The organism is Streptomyces sp. NPDC017676, assembly GCF_044329325.1.
Classification (GTDB): domain Bacteria; phylum Actinomycetota; class Actinomycetes; order Streptomycetales; family Streptomycetaceae; genus Streptomyces.
Genome location: NZ_JBIRJA010000002.1, coordinates 204,044 through 221,432, shown reverse-complemented (window position 1 = coordinate 221,432; position 17,389 = coordinate 204,044). Strand labels below are relative to the sequence as shown.

The window sequence follows — 17,389 nt, the reverse complement described above, 5'->3', positions numbered from 1 at the left end:
CGCTCTCGTACTGCGTTCTCATCCTGCGATCACGTACTGCGATCACGTACTGCGATCTCATACGGGGTCCCGCTCCACAGGACAGCTCATGCACCGGGGTCCGCCCCTGCCCCGGCCCAGCTCGCTGCCCGGGATCTCGATCACCTCGATGCCCTGCTTGCGCAGATGCGTGTTGGTGGTGGAGTTCCGCTCGTAGGCGACCACGACGCCGGGTTCGACGGCGAGGACGTTGCAGCCGTCGTCCCACTGCTCGCGCTCGGCGGCGTGCACGTCCTGCGTGGCGGTCAGCACCCGGATCTCACCGAGGCCGAGCGCGGCGGCGATCGCGCGGTGCATGTGCTCCGCCGGATGGTCGGTGACCTTCAGCTCGCGTTCGCCGACGCCCGGCTCGATGGTGTACGAGCGGAGCATGCCGAGGCCGGCGTACTGGGTGAAGGTGTCGCCGTCGACCATGGTCATCACCGTGTCGAGATGCATGAAGGCGCGCCGCTTCGGCATGTCGAGCGCGACGATCGTACGGGCGGAACCGGCGGCGAACAGCTTGTGCGCCAGCATCTCCACGGCCTGCGGGGTGGTGCGCTCGCTCATGCCGATCAGCACGGCTCCGTTGCCGATCACCAGGACGTCGCCGCCCTCGATGGTGGAGGGGTAGTCCGCCTGCCCCCGGGACCACACATGGAACGTTTCGTCACGGAACAGCGGATGGTGGCGGTAGATCGCCTCGAAGTGGACGGTCTCCCGCTGCCGGGCCGGCCAGCGCATGGCGTTGATGGAGACGCCGTCGTAGATCCACGCCGAGGTGTCGCGGGTGAAGAGGTGGTTGGGCAGCGGGCGGAGCAGGAAGTCGTCCAGCTCCATGACGTGGAAGCGGACCGAGGTCGGTTCCGCGTGCTGCGCCAGGAACTCCCGCTTGGTCATGCCGCCGACCAGGGCCTCGGCCAGCTCGCCCGGGGTCATCCGGTCGAAGGCGGCGCGCAGGTGGTCGGTGGCGAGGGGGCCGTACTCCTTCTCGTCGAAGACCCGGTCCAGGACGAGCGCGCGGGCCTCGGGGAGCGCCAGGGTCTCGGCGAGCAGGTCCCCGAAGAGGTGCACCTCGACCCCCCGGTCGCGCAGTACGTCGGCGAAGCCGTCGTGCTCGGCGCGCGCCCGGCGCACCCAGAGCACGTCGTCGAAGAGCAGGGCGTCCTTGTTGCTGGGGGTGAGCCTCTTGAGCTCCAGATCCGGCCGGTGCAGGATGACGCGGCGCAGCCGCCCGGCCTCGGAGTCGACATGGAATCCCATGCCTCCATCCTGACCACCGGGGCCCCGCTTCACCCGCCCCTCGGCGGTTTCCGCGCCCACCGGTTTCCACGCCCGGTGACGGCCGGTTGTGCGGCGGAAGCGTTCCGGAAGCGGGCGGTGACTGTCGGCGGAAGCGGGCGCGGGGCTTTGCTGGGGGTGTGAACAGCTCAGACCGTGCCGGCCGGCGGGAGCACCGGGCCCCGCTCGTCCGCGTCCCGCAGGAACGCCTCGACCGCCGAGAGGTCGGTCCGCTCCAGTTCCTCGTCCCGGACGACGATCCGCAGCTCGGGGCAGACGGCCGGGTCCTGGCGCAGGCTCTCGGTGAAGGTCTCGACGATCAGCGACAGCAGCTGGGTGTGGTCGAGTTCGACCAGGCGGGACAGGCCGGCGCCGATGAGCGGTATCGCCACCGGTCTGAACAGGCCGTGCCGGGCGACCGACGGCCACAGGCGTTCCAGGCTCAGCCGCAGCTCGGCCGGGGCGGACCGGGCGCGCAGGTCATTGCCCAGCCGGGAGTAGGCGAGGGCGAAGACCCGGCGTTTGCCCACCGGGACCGGCACGGCCGTGCCGATCGGGTAGCGGGTGCGCCGGCCGCGCGGCTTGGCCCGGACGCTCTCGGTGGCCAGCGGGGTGACCTCCCTGAGCCCCCGGCGCAGCTGGTCGTCGAGCAGCCGGTGGCGCCCCTCGAAGAGGCGGTCGACGAGCTGCCCCTGGACGCTCTCCCGGCTGATGACGATGTCGTCGGTGGAGGTGTCGAAGGTGTCGGAGAACCCCACGACCAGGTTGGCGTCCTCCTGGTCGAACAGGTCGCCGCGCACCACGACGACGTCCACCCGCAGCCCGCGCAGCGTGTGGCGCAGCAGTTCGTCGCCGTGCCGCTCGCGCAGCCGGGCGTTCAGACGGGCGAGGGCGGCGGCGGCCTCCGGGTCGTCCGGACGTTCCCGGGCGGTCTGTTCGGCCACCGGCAGCGCGAGGTCGTAGCGGCCCAGCGCGGTGTGGCCGGCGATCAGTTCCCGCAGCGCGGTCTCCCTGAGCTGGGTCAGCCGCCGGACCGGCGCGCGCGCGAACTCCTCGTCCCGCACCTCGGAAAGCGGCCGGCCGCGCCACAGCCGCAGGGCGTCGGTGAGCAGTCGGACGGCCGAGGCCGGTGCCGCGCGCAGCGCGTCGCCCACCAGGCGTGTGAACTCCGCGCTGTCCAGTTCGTCGTCGGCGAGGTCGAGCCGGTAGGTGCTCTCGGCGCCGCGCGCGGTCGGCAGCCGGCCGGTGCGCACGACCCGGGCGCCGTGTCCGGGGCCGGCCCGGTCGAACGCGCGCCGCAGCTCCAGGATCCGTTTCTGCACCTCGTTGCGGTTGCGCAGGTCCTGGTGCGGCAGTTCCACGGTCGGCTGCCAGACGTCCAGGTACAGCCGGCGCGCGGTGATCGCCTCGCCGTCGGCGGCGACCAGCCGGAGCAGCAGCCGGGCGGTGAGGGGGGTGAGGCGCACGGCGGCGCCGTTCACGTCCAGCCGGACGGGGCCCAGAACGCTCACCCGTATGCACGGTGCGCGGGTCTGCACGCGCCTCGCCCCCTCCGCCGCGTGACGTCCCGTCAACAGTGCCGTCAGCGTACCAAGGTGACTTGGAGGCAAGCATGCGATTGACCGGTCCCCGCCCGTCTCCGCGGCCCGCGCGGCCGCGGCTGCTGCGGTCGTGGCGCGAACGGCGGGTGTTCGCGGGCAGCGTGCTGGCGGCCTTCGGCGGGGTGTCGGCCGTCGTGCAGTTCGCCGGCCAGCTCTTCCCGGACGTCGTGTCCCGGCCCGGACTGGTGCTGGCCGGCTCCGTGACCCTGTGCCTGGCCTGGGGGCTCGCCCGGGCGCGTCCGCAGGCCGCCGTACGGCAGGAGTTCACCCGCCCCGGGATGACGGTGGTGGTCGAGGAGGGCGACCTCTTCGAGCAGCCCGGCCAGCTCGTGGTGGGGTTCACCGACACGTTCGACACCGTCGTGGACGACGGTGGCGTCATCAACGACGGCAGTGTGCAGGGGCAGTTGCTCGCCCGGCGCTACGCGGGGGACGCCCGGCGGCTGGACGCGGAGCTGACCGCCGCGCTCGCGGGGGTGACCCCGGTGGCGTGGGAGAGCGCACGGGACAAGCCGCGGGGCAAGCGCGCCCGGTACCCGGTCGGCACGGTCGCCGTCCTCGGCACCCGGCCCGACCTCGTCTTCGCCGTCGCCTACAGCCGGATGGGCAACGACTGCGTCGCCTCCTCCAGGGTGCAGGACCTGTGGCTCGGCCTGGACCGGCTGTGGGACGCCGTCCACCGGCACGGCCAGCTCGAACGCCTCACCATGCCGTTGACCGGCGCGGGCCTGGCCCGGCTGCACGACCTGGACGAGGACAGCCTGCTGCGGCTGATCCTGCTGTCCTTCGTGGTGCACTCCTGGGAGCGGCCGGTCTGCCGCGAACTGCACGTGGTGGTCCGCCCCGGTGAGCTGGGGCGGATCGACCTGCCGGAGACCGGCGCCTTCCTGGCCGGTCTGGCGGCGGGCGCCCGGCGCCATGTCTGACGCCGGGCGACGCCCGCCCCGATGAGGGGGTGTGGAGCGGTACGGGCCCGTCCCCCGACTGTGGACGAACCACCGGGCCCGTACCGCGGCTCAGTGGGCCGGCGGTGTCGCCCGCCCGGTGCGGCCGTACGCCGCCAGATGGCGGTACGGCCAGGTCTGGAGCCAGTCGGCACGGGTGTCGTCGACCGCGCAGCCCGCCAGCTTCAGCCGCTCGGCGATCTTGCGCAGGGCGGTCTCCGTGCCGTCGAACCGGATGACGTTCCGACCCGCGATGTCGGCGATCGGGCGCAGCTGTCCGATCTCCACCATCAGGGTGCGCTCCGGGTAGGCCATCAGCACCATGCCCAGCTCGATGAGCACGTTGGGCCGGGGCTGACCGGTGGGCTCGGTCTCGTACGGCGGCTCGTTGCGGCCGCGCAGGTCCGGGTGGAGCTGGACCACGTCGTCCGGGGTGAGCAGCACGAGGGCCGCCTGGGCCAGCTCGGGGGCCCCGGCGACGACCTCACCGAGGAAGGGGGCCGTCTTGCCGGTGGCGTTGACCAGGTCCTCCCACTCCAGCGGACGCAGATCGAGCAGGCGCAGCAGGTCGAACATCCGCAGGCGCGCCTCCTCGTCCCGGCCGTGGACGACGAAGACGTTGCGGCGGCGGTCCGGGGCGGGGCCGTCGTGCTCCGGGCCGGTGCCGTGGGCGGCGGCGGGAGGAGCGCCGTAGTGGTTCTGCGTGCCCGAGTTGGTGGTGTTGTTGTTCCCGGTGACGAAGCTGTTGTGGCGGCCGAAGTCGTTCCGGCTCCCGTAGTCGCTGCTGTTGCCGCCCGTGGAGGTGTGCGTCATGCGGATCCCGCCCCCTGACCGCCGTTCGGGCCGCCGAAGTTCTGCGTGCCCGAGTTGGTGGTGTTGTTGTCGCCGTGCACGAAGCTGTTGTTGTGCCCGTAGTTGTTGAGGATGTTGGTCTGGCGGGCCTCGTGCTCCGTGAGGTCCACGTTGTGCTCGTACAGGAAGTCACGGACGACGTGGAGGAACTGGCGCTCCACGATCTGCGTGTACTTGATGGTGTCGGTCTCCTGGAAGAAGACGTGGAAGTGGGGGCTGGTCGCCATCTCCCGGACGCTGGTGACCGCCCCGCGGTTGAGCAGGGCGTCCGCGTAGCGGCCGAGGCCGAACTCGCTGGTGTCGGCCGGCTGCGGCAACCGGATCTTCTCCCTGGTCCACGGCAGCCGCGGCAGCACCTGGGCACCCGCGGCCTTGGCGGCGGCCGACCGCACCGCGGAGTGGGGCGTGCCGCGCAGGGTGTGCCAGGCCAGCTTGAGCAGCAGCCGTTCGTCCAGGGCGGCGGGGAGCCGGTCCACCAGCTGGAAGCTCGCCCGGACGGGTGCCAGCACGTACGAGTAGAACTCGGTGTGCAGGGTGTTCCCCTTGAGGTCGAAGCCCACGAACGCCGTGGTGACCAGCTCCTGGTCCCAGGACCCCACCCGGATGCACAGGTAGTCGCGCCCGGTGTCCTGGACGTCCCGCCAGTCGCCGTCGAGCTGCTCGGGGGTCGGCTCCGCCACACCCCGCAGCGTCGTGACGGCCGTGGTGAAGGTGCTGCGCTCGACGGCCAGGCCCTCGATCCGCTGCGCCGGGCGGGCCTGGGCGCGCAGCCGGGCGGTCATGCGGTCGGCGACGTAGGCGGTCAGCTCCTCGACGGTGAAGGGGACGACCTCCTTGCGCTTGGGCTCCTGGCCCAGGGCGCCGGATGCCGCCACCGGGCCCGCGCCGGGGCGGCCGTCGAACACCCCGAGCGGCGCGCCGATCAGCAGCTCCGCGTTGGACCAGCGGCGTACCTGCGTGCCCGCGCCGACGAACGGCTTGTAGCCGCCGTAGCGGATCACCGTGCCGTCCGAGGTCTGCTCCCGCCTGATCTTGTCGACCAGTTGGGGCGTCAGCTCCGGGTGCTCGGGGTAGGAACCGTCGAACCCCCGGCCCCGGCGTCCCTCGCCGGCCGGCGGGGCGAGCCGGCGCGTCAGCGTCTGGAGGGTGACGACCCGCCGCAGGAAGGCGGTGACCCACAGCAGCCACAGCACGGCCAGCAGCGCGGTGAACCCGTTCAGCGCGCCGGTCAGCATGAGGACGAGCGTGAGCGCGGCGCCCGCGGCGAACACGGCCAGCCGGATGCGCTGGAGCCGGCGCGCCGCCAGGGCGTGCGCGAGCACGGGCACCGCGTCGTACCCGTACGACGGGGCCACCACCCGGTACCGGTGGGTCAGCAGCTCGCGGATGACGCCGGCGCGGTAGACCGGGTCGAGGTAGGTGCCCGCGCAGAGCAGCCGGGTGGCGTTGCTCGTCGCGTCCGCGGCCGGGCGGGCCGCGGCCGGCCGGTCCGGTTCCGGCGACGGAGCGGGCACGGTGAGGAAGTCGCTCGCCATTGTCTTCTCGCTCCGCTCTGTTCAGCCGGTGGGGGTCATGGAGGCGTCGGTGATGACACCGTCGACCACGGTGTACCGGCCGCTGTACGACTTCTGCGTGCCGTCCGTCTGCCGGGCGAGGAGATCCACCCAGACCGTGTCGCCCTGGACGGACTCGATGGTGACGTCGTCCCGCTCGGTGGTGGCGAAGCCCGACACGAAGGAGCTGTAGGACGCGTCGAGGTTCTTGCCGCCCAGGTCCCAGGCGGTCTGGTAGTCGTGCTCGTTGATGGCCTCGAAGAAGGAGGTCACCGTGCCGGAGGGGCTGTCGCTCGCCTCGGGGCTCTCGGTGCCGGCCGGGGCGGAAGCGGTGTCCGTGGGGTCGGCGCTGTCGGTGGACGCCCAGGTCGGCGTCTCGTATGCCGTGGAGGTGTCCGGGGCCGGCGTGGCCGGGGACGACGGGTCGTAACCGCCGGAGTAGTCGTCCGAGTAGCTGCCGGAGTAGCCGCCGTCGTCCTCCGGGCCCAGGTGGGGCGCGATGCCCATGAGCAGGATCAACAGAAAGGGGACACCACCGATGAGCAGTGCGTACGTCCGCTCCCTACCGCCGACGGGTAAGAGGCTCGGCGGCTCGTAGGTGTGGTTCATGGGTCCTCGCAACTCCCGGCAGCCGGCCGGGACCTCGCTCGTTCCGTCGGTATGACGACAGTCACTCTGCCCGACATCCGCCGGGCGGGCGCCGGTTTCACGCTTCCGATGCGCTTCCGATCCGCGACGCGCGGGGCGGGTGGGCCGGACCGGGGTTCAGATCGCCGTGCAGGGCACCGGCCACTGCCGGATGCGCGGGGGCAGGGTCACGGCCCAGCCGCCGCCGGCGAGCACCAGCCGCTCGGCCGCGAGCAGCCCCAGCGCCTCCCGCGCGGTGGCGTCCAGCTCCGCGACGGGCGTGGGCTCCAGCAGCCGGAGGAACGTGGCGTGCAGCGCGGGGTGGTCCAGGGTCAGGCGGACGGCCGTGCCCCGCTGTCTGCGGTCCAGGACGGTGACGAAGTCCGGGCCGCGCCGGTGGTAGAGGGTGCCGTGCGCGTGAGCGGCCCGCCAGGACGCCAACGTGTCCGGTTCGGCGGGAAGTTCGGTGGGCGGTGGCAGGTGGTGCAGCAGACGGGGGTCGTACGCCGGTGTGCCCGTCGCCCGCCAGCTCACGCCGAGGCCCAGGCCCTGGCACTCGCGCAGGAACCGCACCGCCTCCGCCGTCGCACGGCCCGTGCCGCTCATGTCGAGGGGTACGTCGGCTTCCACCCGGCGCCCGGTGCGCCGGTGCGGGACGCGGCCTGGCAGCCCGCTCGCCCCGCCTTCCCCGGTCAGCCCGCTCATCCGGCCCCCTCGGCCAGCCGGACCGGCTCGCCCCAGGTGGGCAGGGAGACGTACGTGGCGCCGTCGCGGAACAGCAGGCCCAGGGAGAAGGCGTGGTCGACCCATGCGTCCAGGGCCCGTACCGGGACCTCGTGGCCGTCGGTGGTCAGCAGGCGGTGCAGCGCGGGAACGGTCCGGCCGTCCTCCAGCCGGCGCAGGGCCGCGGCCCGCCAGCCGGTGAAGCGGTGGGTGGCGGGCGGGCGGCCGTACCGGCGGTCGTGCACCAGCAGCTCCGCGCCGTCCTCCTCGAACAGCAGCCGGGAGTCCGCGTGCCCGGCCCGCCAGCCGGCCACCGCCTCCTTCAACCGCCGCTCGACCGGGCCCTCGATGCCCGCGGGCTCGGTGTCGAACAGATAGACCAGATCGGTGAGTTCGTCCTCGGGCAGGTCGTAGACGTGCCGGTACATCGCGGCCGGGCGGCGTTCGCCGAAGCCGAGGCCGGGGTCGGTGAAGTGCGGGCTGAACCGTTCGAGCTGGATGCGGTGGGCTCCGCTCGGCGGCTGGAGGTGGACCAGCGCGGGCACCTGGTCGAGGACGGGGGTGTAGTCGTCCGCGGTCTCGCCGGGGAAGCCGTACAGCAGGTTCCAGGAGCAGGTCAGGGCGTGGTTCTCGCACTCGCGCAGGGTGCGGACGTTCCGGGCGCCGGTGACGCCCTTGTCCATGAGGTCCAGGACGCGGCTGCCCAGGCTCTCGATGCCGGGCTGGATGTGCACGGTGCCGGACGCACCGAGGAGTCCGAGCTGGGCCCGGGTGAGATTCGACTTGACCTCGTAGTGCAGCCGCAGGTCCCAGCCGCTCGCGGTCACGCGGGGCAGGAAGTCGCGGAAGTAGGCCATGTCGATGATGTTGTCGACGGTGACCACGTCGAGGAGGCGGTGGCGGCGCACCAGCCGGTCGATCTCCGTCCACAGCCGCTCCCCCGGCTTGGCGCGGAAGGCCATGGCCGTGCCGTTCAGCCCGCAGAAGGTGCAGTGGTGTTTCTCGCCCCACCAGCAGCCCCGGGCTCCCTCCACGACGAGCTTCGGATGGATGTGCTCCTGGACCGGGGAGGCGTCCAGCGCGGCCTGCCACTGGTCGTAGTCGGGCGAGGGTATGTCGGCCGGGGCCACGGTCCGCCGGGTTTCCGTGTTGGCCCGGGACACCGGGCCGTCCCACCAGCACAGCCCGGGGACGTCCGCCGGGGCGGTCCGGGCGTCCAGGTGGCCCAGGAGCGCGGGAAAGGCGTACTCGGCCTCGCCGCGGACCACGTGGTCGACGAAGGGGTGGTTGCGGTGCAGGGCGTGACCCATCGGGCCGTCGCAGTTGCTGCCGCCGAGGACGACCGTCACCTCGGGGCGTCTTCGCTTGAGTTCGCGAGCGAGGGCGAGGGACGGCACGTTCTGCATGAAGGTGCTGGTGAACCCGACCACGTCCGGTCCGGCCGCCAGGATCTCGGTGGCGCAGGCGTCGATGAAGCCGGCCGCGTACGGGCGCATCGCGAGGGCCGTGTCGATGAACACGTCCCGGTCGGCCGCGTACTCCTTCAGCCGGGCCTCGCCCCAGCCGGGATCGTCGTACAGGACGCCGGAGAAGACCCAGTCGCCGAGGCCGTGGAAGATGGCGTCGCTGCCGACCTCGACGTAGTCACCGGGCAGGAGCCGGCCGCCGGAGCGCTCCAGCAGGTACTCCGCCCAGCGCAGCGAGCCGTGGAACTCGGTCACCTCGTCGCCGGGGCGGGCCCGCCGGACGATCTCCTGGAGCAGGCCCAGTTGCAGCGAGGGCAGGTCGAGCGGATGCCACGGCATCGTGACCAGGTGGACGCGCATGCTCAGCGGGTCGGCCGCTTCTCCAGGATCGCCGGCCGGCGGGTGGTGCTCCGCTGGTCCTCGCGGACCACGGTCTTCTTGATCTCCACGCTCGCCACTCCCCTCATGGCACGCGAACGCCCTTGCGCCGCACGGCTGTCCACCATATGGACAGAGGTGTGTGCGGCACAAGGGCGTCGTGTGACGGCCGTGCTCACAGGCGGGGGTCGACCGGTTCCGACTCCAGCGCCAGCACTCCGAACACCGCCTCGTGCACCCGCCACAGCGGCTCCCCGCCGGCGAGCCGGTCCAGGGCCTCCAGGCCGAGGGCGTACTCGCGCAGGGCGAGGGACCGCTTGTGGTTCAGGAACCGCTGCCGCAGCCGGGCCAGGTTCTCCGGCCGGGTGTACTCGGGACCGTAGATGATCCGCAGGTACTCGCGGCCCCGGCACTTGACGCCGGGCTGCGCCAGCCGCCCCTCGGGGGTGCGGACCAGCGCGCCGACCGGCTTGACGACCATGCCCTCGCCGCCCCGGCCCGTCATCTCCAGCCACCAGTCGACACCCGCGCGGACCGACTCCGCATCGCCGGTGTCGACGTACAGCCGCCGGGTGGTCTGCAGCAGTCCGGTGCCGTCGTGCTCCACCAGCCGGTCGATCAGGGCCAGTTGCTCGTCGTGCGGGAGCGCGGCGAGGCTGCGGCCCTGGACGGCCAGGAGCTGGAAGGGGGCCAGCCGGACCCCTTCCAGGCCCTCGGTGGTCCAGCAGTAGCGGCGGTAGGCGGCGGTGAACGCCCGTGCGTCCGCGGCGCGTTCGCGCTGCCGGGTGAACAGGCCGCCCACGTCGGCCCCGCGCGCCGCCGCGGCCTCCAGGGCGGCGAGCGCGCCCGGGAACACCGCGCCGGACGCGGCGCCGACGGCCGCGTACTGGCCGCGCAGCAGCCCCGTGGCCTTCAGCGACCACGGCATCAGCTCCGCGTCCAGCAGCAGCCAGTCCGTGTCCAGTTCGTCCCACAGACCGGCGTCCCCGATCGCCGAGCGCAGCCGGCCGAGGATCTCCTCGGTCACCTCCGTGTCGTCGAAGAACGGCCGCCCGGTACGGGTGTAGAGCGAGCCCGTGGGGCCGTCCACACCGAACCGCTTGCGTGCCGTCTCCGCGTCCCGGCAGACCAGGGCCACCGCGCGGGAGCCCATGTGCTTCTCCTCGCACACCACCCGCGCGACCCCGTCCCGCGCGTACTGCGCGAACGCCTCCTCGGGGTGCTCCAGGTAGCTTTCGATCCGCGAGGTGGCCGTCGGTGCCATGGTCGGCGGCAGGTACGGCAGCAGGCGCGGGTCGGTCGCGAAGCGGCTCATGACCTCAAGGGCCGCCGCCGCGTTCTCCTCGCGGACGGCCACCCTGCCCGCGTGCCGGGTCTCCACGGCCCGGCGGCCGTACACGTCCGCCAGGTCCAGCGGCCGGCCGTCCTGCCCGCCGGGCGCCTCGGAGTGCAGCGGCCTCACCGGCTCGTACCAGACCCGCTCGGCCGGTACGTCGACCAGCTCCCGCTCCGGCCAGCGCAGCGCGGTCAGCTTGCCGCCGAAGACGGCACCGGTGTCCAGGCAGATGGTGTTGTTGAGCCATGTGGCCTCGGGCACGGGTGTGTGGCCGTAGACGACCGCGGCCCGGCCCCGGTAGTCCTCCGCCCACGGGTAGCGCACCGGCAGCCCGAACGCGTCGGTCTCGCCGGTGGTCTCCCCGTACAGGGCGTGCGAGCGGACCCGGCCGGATGTGCGGCCGTGGTACTTCTCCGGCAGGCCGGCGTGGCAGACCACGAGCCGGCCGCCGTCCAGGACGTAGTGGCTGACCAGTCCGTCGATGAACTCCCGCACCTCGGCGCGGAACTCCTCGCTCTCGCCCTCCATCTGCGCGATGGTCTCGGCGAGCCCGTGGGTGTGCTGGACCCTGCGGCCCTTGAGGTGGCGGCCGTACTTGTTCTCGTGGTTGCCGGGGACGCACAGGGCGTTGCCGGACTTCACCATGGACATCACCCGGCGCAGCACACCGGGACTGTCCGGGCCCCGGTCGACCAGGTCGCCGACGAACACGGCGGTACGGCCCTCCGGGTGCACCCCGTCCGCGTAGCCCAGCTTGGCGAGCAGCGCCTCCAGTTCCGCGGAGCAGCCGTGGATGTCGCCGATGATGTCGAACGGGCCGGTGAGGTGGGTCAGGTCGTTGTAGCGCTTCTCGGTGACGACGGTGGCGTTCTCCACCTCCTCCACGCCGCGCAGCACGTGCACCTTGCGGAAGCCCTCGCGCTCCAGGTGCCGCAGCGAGCGGCGCAGTTCGCGGACGTGCCGCTGGATGACCCGGCGGGGCATGTCGGCGCGGTCGGTGCGGGCCGCGTTGCGCTCGGCGCACACCTCCTCGGGCACGTCCAGCACGATGGCGATGGGCAGCACGTCGTACCGCTTGGCCAGGTCGATCAGCTGACGCCGGGAGTCCTGCTGCACGCTGGTGGCGTCCACGACCGTACGGCGGCCGGCGGCCAGCCGCTTGCCGGCGATGTAGTGCAGGACGTCGAAAGCGTCCCGGCTCGCGCTCTGGTCGTTCTCGTCGTCGGCCACCAGACCGCGGCAGAAGTCGGAGGAGATCACCTCGGTCGGCTTGAAGTGCCGCCGGGCGAACGTGGACTTGCCGGAGCCGGAGGCCCCGACGAGGACGACGAGGGACAGGTCGGTGACGGGGAGCTCCCGTCCCGGCTTCCGGGTCTCGGTCATGCGGCCTTCGCCTCCTTCTCGGTGTCGTGGCGGTGGAACACGGCCATCTGGGTGGGTGGGCCGACCTCGGGGTCGTCCGGGCCGACGGGGACGAACTCGACGTCGTAGCCGTGGCGTCCGGCCACGGTCGCCGCCCAGGCGCGGAACTCCTCGCGGGTCCACTCGAAGCGGTGGTCGCCGTGCCGGGCGTGTCCGGCGGGCAGGCTCTCCCAGCGGACGTTGTACTCGACGTTCGGGGTCGTGACGACGACCGTACGGGGGCGCGCGTGCCCGAACACGGAGTGCTCCAGGGCGGGCAGCCGGGGCAGGTCGAGGTGTTCGATCACCTCGCTGAGCACGGCGGCGTCGTACCCCTTGAGCCGGTTGTCGGTGTAGGCGAGGGAGCCCTGGACGAGCTTCACGCGGGCCGCCTGCCGCTCCCCCATCCGGTCGAGCCCGATCCGCCGCGCCGCGATGGTCAGGGCCCGTACGGACACGTCGACGCCGACGATCTCGGTGAACCGGGTGTCCTTGAGCAGCGCCCGCACCAACTGGCCCTGACCGCAGCCGAGGTCGAGGACCCGAGCGGCACCGGAGGCGTGCAGCGCGGTGAGGATCGCCGCCCGGCGCTGCTCGGCGAGCGGGGTCGGCTTCTCCTCCGCCTCGGTCTCCTGCGCGACGGCGTTGTCGATGTCCTCGACCTCGCTGTCGTCGGCCTCGGCCAGCCGCACCAGCTCCAGCCGCTCGCGCGCCTGCCGGGTCAGCGACCAGCGCCGGGACAGGTAGCGGCTGGTGATGAGCTGCTGCTCCGGGTGGCCGGCCAGCCAGCCCTCGCCGGCGCGCAGCAGCTTGTCGACCTCGTCGGCGGAGACCCAGTAGTGCTTGGCGTCGTCCAGCACCGGCAGCAGGACGTACAGGTGGCGCAGTGCCTCGGCGAGGGTCAGCCGGTCCGACTCCAGCACGAGCCGGACGTACCGCGAGTCGCCCCATTCCGGGAACGCGGTGTCGAGCGGGACGGGGTCGGCGGTGACAGACCAGCCGAGCGGTTCGAACAGCCGTCGTACGAGGGCGGCTCCGCCGCGGGCGGGCAGCGCCGGGACCTCGACGCGCAGCGGCAGCGGGGCCGCCGCCCGCTCGGGGCGGGCGTTGCACACGCCGCGCAGGGCGCTGGAGAAGACGGTGCTCAGCGCGACGGCGAGGAGCGAGGAGGCCGCGTAGGGGCGGTCGTTGACGTACTGCGCGAGGGCCGCGTCGGGGGCGCCGCCGCGGCCCTTGCCCTTGCCTTTGCCTTTGCCCCGGCGGACCAGTGCGAGCGTGTCGGTCTCCAGCAGCAGGGCGGCCGTGCAGCGTTCGGCGTCCGCCTCGGGGTAGAAGACGTGCGCCGTGCCGTACGACGTGGAGAACGCCTGCGCCTTGTCTGGGTGCTTGTGCAGCAGGTACCCCAGGTCGGTGGCCGGGTTCGCGGCCGTGCCGGTGGTGGAGATCGTCACGAACATGCTGTCGAGTCTCCCTGGCCGGAACCGCGCTGACCACAGGTTTTCCGCGCGGCTGTGGCCGGCCGGGCCCGCCCGCTCAGGACTCGTCGTCGACGATCTTCCGCGCCTTCGCCATGGCCCGCTGGTCGTCGGCGCGGCGTGCGTCGAGCGCCTTCTTGTTCTCGCTGATGGCGGTCTTCTGCGCGCGGCTCTCGACGGCGTGCACGGCCTGGATGAAGCCGGTGTCGAGCTTGCACCGGGCGTCCGCGGCGGCGGTCTTCTTCTCCTTCTCCGACGGCTCGTCACCGCGGAACCAGTCGGAGTCGGTGGACGCCTGGTCCGGGTCGGAGTAGCGGAAGCCCTTGTCCTTCATGCACGTCGACCACTCGTGCTCGGCCTTCTTCCAGGCGGGGTCCTTCCGCGCTTGTTTGTGCGCCTGGTACCAGTACTGCGCGGGGAGCGAGTAGTAGCCGCTGAGCCGTACGCCGCCGATCTTCGTCGGCTTGGGCTCGGGGCCGTAGATCTTCCGGACCGCCTCGCCCATGCACCCCTTCGCGGGAATGGGGTGGCCGTGCGCCCGGTGGCTCTCGCCGGACTCGAACGTGCCGGTGAGGGCCGCGTACTGGTCGGCGGGCCACTCCATGGGCTGGTCGTCGGACTCGTCCCGCCGCGCGTTGTGGTAGCCGTGCTCGGCCGCCAGGTCGGGGTCGTCCACGCCGTACGGGCTGTCGTCCCCGACCTGGCTGCCGCCCGCGAGGGTGCCCTGCCGCACCGGGTAGGTCGACTCGACGGTCCTGATGTCGAGCGTCTTGAAACCGGTGAACCCGAGCCGGACCATGCACCGCTTGGCGAGGATCCACTGTGCCGTGCCGACGGCCTTGCCGTCGCGGGACGTCGCGTCCGGTATGTAGGCGTTCAGCGGGAACGACTTCATGGTGTTGAGGCGGCGGGCCTCGTCGCCGGGGTCGTCGTCGCCGACGAACTGGCACGCCGACACGGCGAGCAGGCCGGTCAGGGCAAGGGGGAGGATTCTACGCACGCGGTCATATGACCAGGCAGGGATCATGCGCGCTGTGATGGAAGCCACAGTTCCGGCACACGGTGTTCACAGAAGACCCCTGTGATCTCCGTTATGGCCGTCCCGGCCCCGTGTCTGATGGAGTGAGCTCTCGTCAACTGACCACTGACAGAAGGGGGAACCATGACCAACGGCCAGGGGATCCGGATACGCAGGAGAGCCGCCGTCGCCGTGGCGGCCGGTGCCGTCCTCGGGGCGGGCGTCCTCGCGACCGCTCCCGCCCAGGCGGCCACGGCTCCGGCCGCGGCCTCCGCCCAGCGCTCCGCCGCCGCGGCACCGCAGGTGTCGGCGCAGGGCGCGTACGCAATGAACCCGGCGACGGGCAAGCAGCTCTTCGGCAAGGCGCCGGACGGACGGCTGCGGACCGGCTCCACGACGAAGATCATGACGGCGCTCGTGGTGCTGTCGCAGCGGAACGTGGACCTCGGGAAGAAGGTGAAGATCAAGAGGGAGTACACCGACTACGTCATCGACCCGGTGACGCACGTTCAGCGCTACTCCAGCGCCAATCTGATCCTCGGCGACTCGATGAAGGTCGGCGACCTGCTGTACGGCCTGCTGCTGCCGTCGGGCTGCGACGCGGCCTACGCGCTCGCGGACACCTACGGCACGGGCTCGACGACGGCCCAGCGGACCAAGTCCTTCATCGGCAAGATGAACGACAAGGCGCGCGAACTCGGACTGAAGAACACCCACTTCGACTCCTTCGACGGGGTGTCCAACGGGAAGAATTACTCCTCGCCGCGTGACCTGGCCAAGCTGGCCGGGGTCGCGCTGAAGAACAAGACGTTCAAGAAGGTCGTCGGTACGAAGGTCTACGACGACATGCAGTCGTACCGGCCGGGCGGCGGGACGCACGCCATGAAGCCGTGGAGCAACTCGAACAAGCTCCTCACCTCCTACCGGGGCGCGTTCGGGGTGAAGACCGGCTCCGGTCCGGAGGCGAAGTTCTGCCTGGTGTTCGCGGCCACCCGTGGTTCGAGGACGGTCGTGGGCACGATCCTCGCGGACACGTCGGCGGACCAGCGTTTCAAGGACGCGGCGAAGATCCTGGACTACGGCTTCACCCGGAGCGGCTGAGCCGGGCCGGGGGGATCCACGGTCCCCCCGGCACCCCTGGCCGGTCCAGGTCCGTCCGGGCCTCGGGCAACCCTTCCGGCACGGGGGCCCTCTCACCGAACGGACGCACCGGACAGGGACTTGAGGGGAACTCACCGTGCTCGTGACCGACCGGACGGGCGGGCGGCGGGCGTGGGCGCCGGCCGTGCTGGCACTGCTCACGCTGCTCACGCTGCTCACGGTGTCCTCCTGCGACACCGGCGCGCGGCGGCCGGCGACCGCGACGCGCCCGACCGCACCGGCCCGGGTCGCGGTCCAGGTCGCGGCCTACGACGCCGGCTGGCGGACCGGCAGAGGGATCCACGACTCCGGCGGCAAGGGCGCGGCGATCCGCGAAGTGGTCTGGGGCGGCTGTGTGCGCCGCTCGCTCACGGCCCGGCCGCGGGAGGTCGTGGACCGGGACCGCGGTGCCTGGGTGCTCGGCTGCCGGCACGGGGTCTCCGGCGTCCCGCACCGGCGTCCCGCCCGCCCCCTGACCCGCCGCGAGACGGCCCCCGGTCTCCTGGCCGGCTTCCGCTCCTGGGCCGCGCGGCACGGCGCGAAGGACTCCGCGTCGAGGGCGAGCCGGGTCGTCCTGGTCCACCTCGGCGACCGCGACTACGACGTCGAACTCACCGGCGCCTACCGTCCCGGCGACCGTGCGGCGGACGCGGCGGACCTGGCCGACGCCTTCGCCGAGTGGTGGGACGGCGACGACGGGGAGGGCGGCGCCGCCTGGAACCTGCTCCTGCTCACACGGGACGGCGAGCGTCTTCTGACCCGGGATCTGTGACCGGTCCACCCCGCTCCGGCCGTCGCTCGGAGATCGCTCCGGCGAGGATGCCGAGGGTCACGGCGGCGAGGCCGAGGCCGACGACGCCCGTGTTGACCCAGAAGTAGCCGGGGCTGCTGGGCCGGGTGCTGCCGTCGGCCAGGACGCAGTCGAAGCGGAGCGGCACCCAGGACGCCTTCTGGCCGACGAGCACACCGGGCGGGAAGTCGTCGCGGCACTCGTGGGCCGGTGTGGAGTCGGCGCCGGAGGAGGACTCGTGCACGGAGAGCGCGACCGCTCCCGCGCCCAGGAAATAGAGGACGACCGCTGCCCAGCCCGCCATCCACGCCGACCAGCGCACCAGGTCCAGCCGCCAGTCCGGGCGCCTGCCGGGCATCGCCACGGACAGGAGCTTGACGATGACGGCGATCACCCAGGCGGGGATCGCCAGAACGGCCGGGAAGAGCAGGAAGCCGAAGAGGATGCCGAGCGCGGAGTCGTCGTCCATCGACTGATCCCAACAGGCCCCCCGCCTCTCGACCGTGATGGAAGCCACACCTCCGGTCACAGGCTCGTCACAGGCGGGGGGGAGGGGGCGGGGCGTGGGGAGGGGGTGCGGAGGCGGGGCGTGGGGAGGGGGCACGGGGAGGGGGCGGGCTGTTGGGCGGGGCTCTGGGAGAGCGCAGGGCTATGGGCGGGGCCCTGGGAGAGCTGCGGCAGCCGGGGCGAGGTCCCGGGGCTCTTGGGGCCGGGCCCCGGGCACCCCGGCGGGTGGGCCGATGTGCTGAACCCGCGGGCTGGGCACCCCGGGCGGGGCCGGACCGC

The 17,389-nt window shown here is 72.6% G+C and carries 14 protein-coding genes; 3 read left to right on the top strand and 11 right to left on the bottom strand.

Going from position 1 to position 17,389, the window contains the following annotated elements:
- Positions 1–57: 57 nt before the first annotated feature.
- Together ACH4LD_RS05320 and ACH4LD_RS05315 are read right to left on the bottom strand one after the other, a co-directional pair.
- The gene (locus tag ACH4LD_RS05320) at positions 58–1,281 is read right to left on the bottom strand and encodes an arginine deiminase (protein WP_132783252.1); all 1,224 of its coding nucleotides are present in this window, start codon (positions 1,279–1,281) and stop codon (positions 58–60) included.
- Between the two features lie 167 nt (positions 1,282–1,448).
- The gene (locus ACH4LD_RS05315; RefSeq protein WP_398054442.1) at positions 1,449–2,810 is read right to left on the bottom strand and encodes a macro domain-containing protein; all 1,362 of its coding nucleotides are present in this window, start codon (positions 2,808–2,810) and stop codon (positions 1,449–1,451) included.
- A gap of 101 nt (positions 2,811–2,911) precedes the next feature.
- Here ACH4LD_RS05315 and ACH4LD_RS05310 point away from each other — a divergent pair, with 101 nt between their 5' ends.
- Positions 2,912–3,826 carry a macro domain-containing protein gene (locus ACH4LD_RS05310; RefSeq protein ID WP_398054443.1) on the top strand — a complete coding sequence of 305 codons (915 nt, stop codon included), beginning with the start codon at positions 2,912–2,914 and terminating at the stop codon, positions 3,824–3,826.
- Between the two features lie 90 nt (positions 3,827–3,916).
- On the opposite strand, the gene ACH4LD_RS05305 is transcribed toward ACH4LD_RS05310, so the two are convergent.
- The 8 genes from ACH4LD_RS05305 to ACH4LD_RS05270 form a co-directional block, all read right to left on the bottom strand.
- On the bottom strand, positions 3,917–4,657 hold the full coding sequence (locus ACH4LD_RS05305) for a TIR domain-containing protein (protein WP_398054444.1): 741 nt from the start codon (positions 4,655–4,657) through the stop codon (positions 3,917–3,919).
- Positions 4,654–6,231 carry a hypothetical protein gene (locus ACH4LD_RS05300; RefSeq protein ID WP_398054445.1) on the bottom strand — a complete coding sequence of 526 codons (1,578 nt, stop codon included), beginning with the start codon at positions 6,229–6,231 and terminating at the stop codon, positions 4,654–4,656. Before ACH4LD_RS05300 ends, ACH4LD_RS05305 begins: the two co-directional genes overlap by 4 nt.
- 21 nt (positions 6,232–6,252) lie before the next feature.
- A complete protein-coding gene (locus ACH4LD_RS05295; protein WP_398054446.1) occupies positions 6,253–6,858 on the bottom strand; it encodes a hypothetical protein in 606 nt (201 codons plus the stop codon).
- 156 nt (positions 6,859–7,014) lie between these two features.
- The gene (locus tag ACH4LD_RS05290; RefSeq protein WP_398054447.1) at positions 7,015–7,581 is read right to left on the bottom strand and encodes a DUF5825 family protein; all 567 of its coding nucleotides are present in this window, start codon (positions 7,579–7,581) and stop codon (positions 7,015–7,017) included.
- Positions 7,578–9,425: a RiPP maturation radical SAM C-methyltransferase gene (locus ACH4LD_RS05285; protein WP_398054448.1), complete on the bottom strand. Its 1,848-nt coding sequence runs from the start codon at positions 9,423–9,425 to the stop codon at positions 7,578–7,580. Before ACH4LD_RS05285 ends, ACH4LD_RS05290 begins: the two co-directional genes overlap by 4 nt.
- Before the next feature lie 193 nt (positions 9,426–9,618).
- Positions 9,619–12,162: a polynucleotide kinase-phosphatase gene (locus ACH4LD_RS05280; RefSeq protein WP_398054449.1), complete on the bottom strand. Its 2,544-nt coding sequence runs from the start codon at positions 12,160–12,162 to the stop codon at positions 9,619–9,621.
- The gene (locus ACH4LD_RS05275) at positions 12,159–13,637 is read right to left on the bottom strand and encodes a 3' terminal RNA ribose 2'-O-methyltransferase Hen1 (protein WP_398054450.1); all 1,479 of its coding nucleotides are present in this window, start codon (positions 13,635–13,637) and stop codon (positions 12,159–12,161) included. The genes ACH4LD_RS05280 and ACH4LD_RS05275 overlap by 4 nt, the downstream gene beginning before the upstream one ends.
- Positions 13,638–13,713: 76 nt before the next feature.
- On the bottom strand, positions 13,714–14,655 hold the full coding sequence (locus ACH4LD_RS05270) for a hypothetical protein (RefSeq protein WP_398054451.1): 942 nt from the start codon (positions 14,653–14,655) through the stop codon (positions 13,714–13,716).
- Between the two features lie 162 nt (positions 14,656–14,817).
- Between ACH4LD_RS05270 and ACH4LD_RS05265 the strand changes: the two genes are divergently transcribed.
- Positions 14,818–15,774 (top strand): D-alanyl-D-alanine carboxypeptidase family protein, encoded by a 957-nt coding sequence (locus tag ACH4LD_RS05265; protein WP_398054452.1) that lies wholly within the window; start codon positions 14,818–14,820, stop codon positions 15,772–15,774.
- Between the two features lie 136 nt (positions 15,775–15,910).
- Complete coding sequence (locus ACH4LD_RS05260) at positions 15,911–16,585, top strand: hypothetical protein (protein ID WP_398054453.1); 675 nt, start codon at positions 15,911–15,913, stop codon at positions 16,583–16,585.
- On the opposite strand, the gene ACH4LD_RS05255 is transcribed toward ACH4LD_RS05260, so the two are convergent.
- A complete protein-coding gene (locus ACH4LD_RS05255) occupies positions 16,545–17,072 on the bottom strand; it encodes a hypothetical protein (protein ID WP_132783261.1) in 528 nt (175 codons plus the stop codon). The genes ACH4LD_RS05260 and ACH4LD_RS05255 overlap by 41 nt on opposite strands.
- Positions 17,073–17,389: the final 317 nt, after the last annotated feature.

Excerpts from the sequence above, each read along its gene's own strand:
- ACH4LD_RS05320 (WP_132783252.1), bottom strand. The coding sequence starts at position 1,281 with ATGGGATTCCATGTCGACTCCGAGGCCGGGCGGCTGCGCCGCGTCATC.
- ACH4LD_RS05310 (WP_398054443.1), top strand. The coding sequence starts at position 2,912 with ATGCGATTGACCGGTCCCCGCCCGTCTCCGCGGCCCGCGCGGCCGCGG.
- ACH4LD_RS05305 (WP_398054444.1), bottom strand. The coding sequence starts at position 4,657 with ATGACGCACACCTCCACGGGCGGCAACAGCAGCGACTACGGGAGCCGG.
- ACH4LD_RS05300 (WP_398054445.1), bottom strand. The coding sequence starts at position 6,231 with ATGGCGAGCGACTTCCTCACCGTGCCCGCTCCGTCGCCGGAACCGGAC.
- ACH4LD_RS05295 (WP_398054446.1), bottom strand. The coding sequence starts at position 6,858 with ATGAACCACACCTACGAGCCGCCGAGCCTCTTACCCGTCGGCGGTAGG.
- ACH4LD_RS05290 (WP_398054447.1), bottom strand. The coding sequence starts at position 7,581 with ATGAGCGGGCTGACCGGGGAAGGCGGGGCGAGCGGGCTGCCAGGCCGC.
- ACH4LD_RS05285 (WP_398054448.1), bottom strand. The coding sequence starts at position 9,425 with ATGCGCGTCCACCTGGTCACGATGCCGTGGCATCCGCTCGACCTGCCC.
- ACH4LD_RS05280 (WP_398054449.1), bottom strand. The coding sequence starts at position 12,162 with ATGACCGAGACCCGGAAGCCGGGACGGGAGCTCCCCGTCACCGACCTG.
- ACH4LD_RS05275 (WP_398054450.1), bottom strand. The coding sequence starts at position 13,637 with ATGTTCGTGACGATCTCCACCACCGGCACGGCCGCGAACCCGGCCACC.
- ACH4LD_RS05265 (WP_398054452.1), top strand. The coding sequence starts at position 14,818 with ATGACCAACGGCCAGGGGATCCGGATACGCAGGAGAGCCGCCGTCGCC.
- ACH4LD_RS05255 (WP_132783261.1), bottom strand. The coding sequence starts at position 17,072 with ATGGACGACGACTCCGCGCTCGGCATCCTCTTCGGCTTCCTGCTCTTC.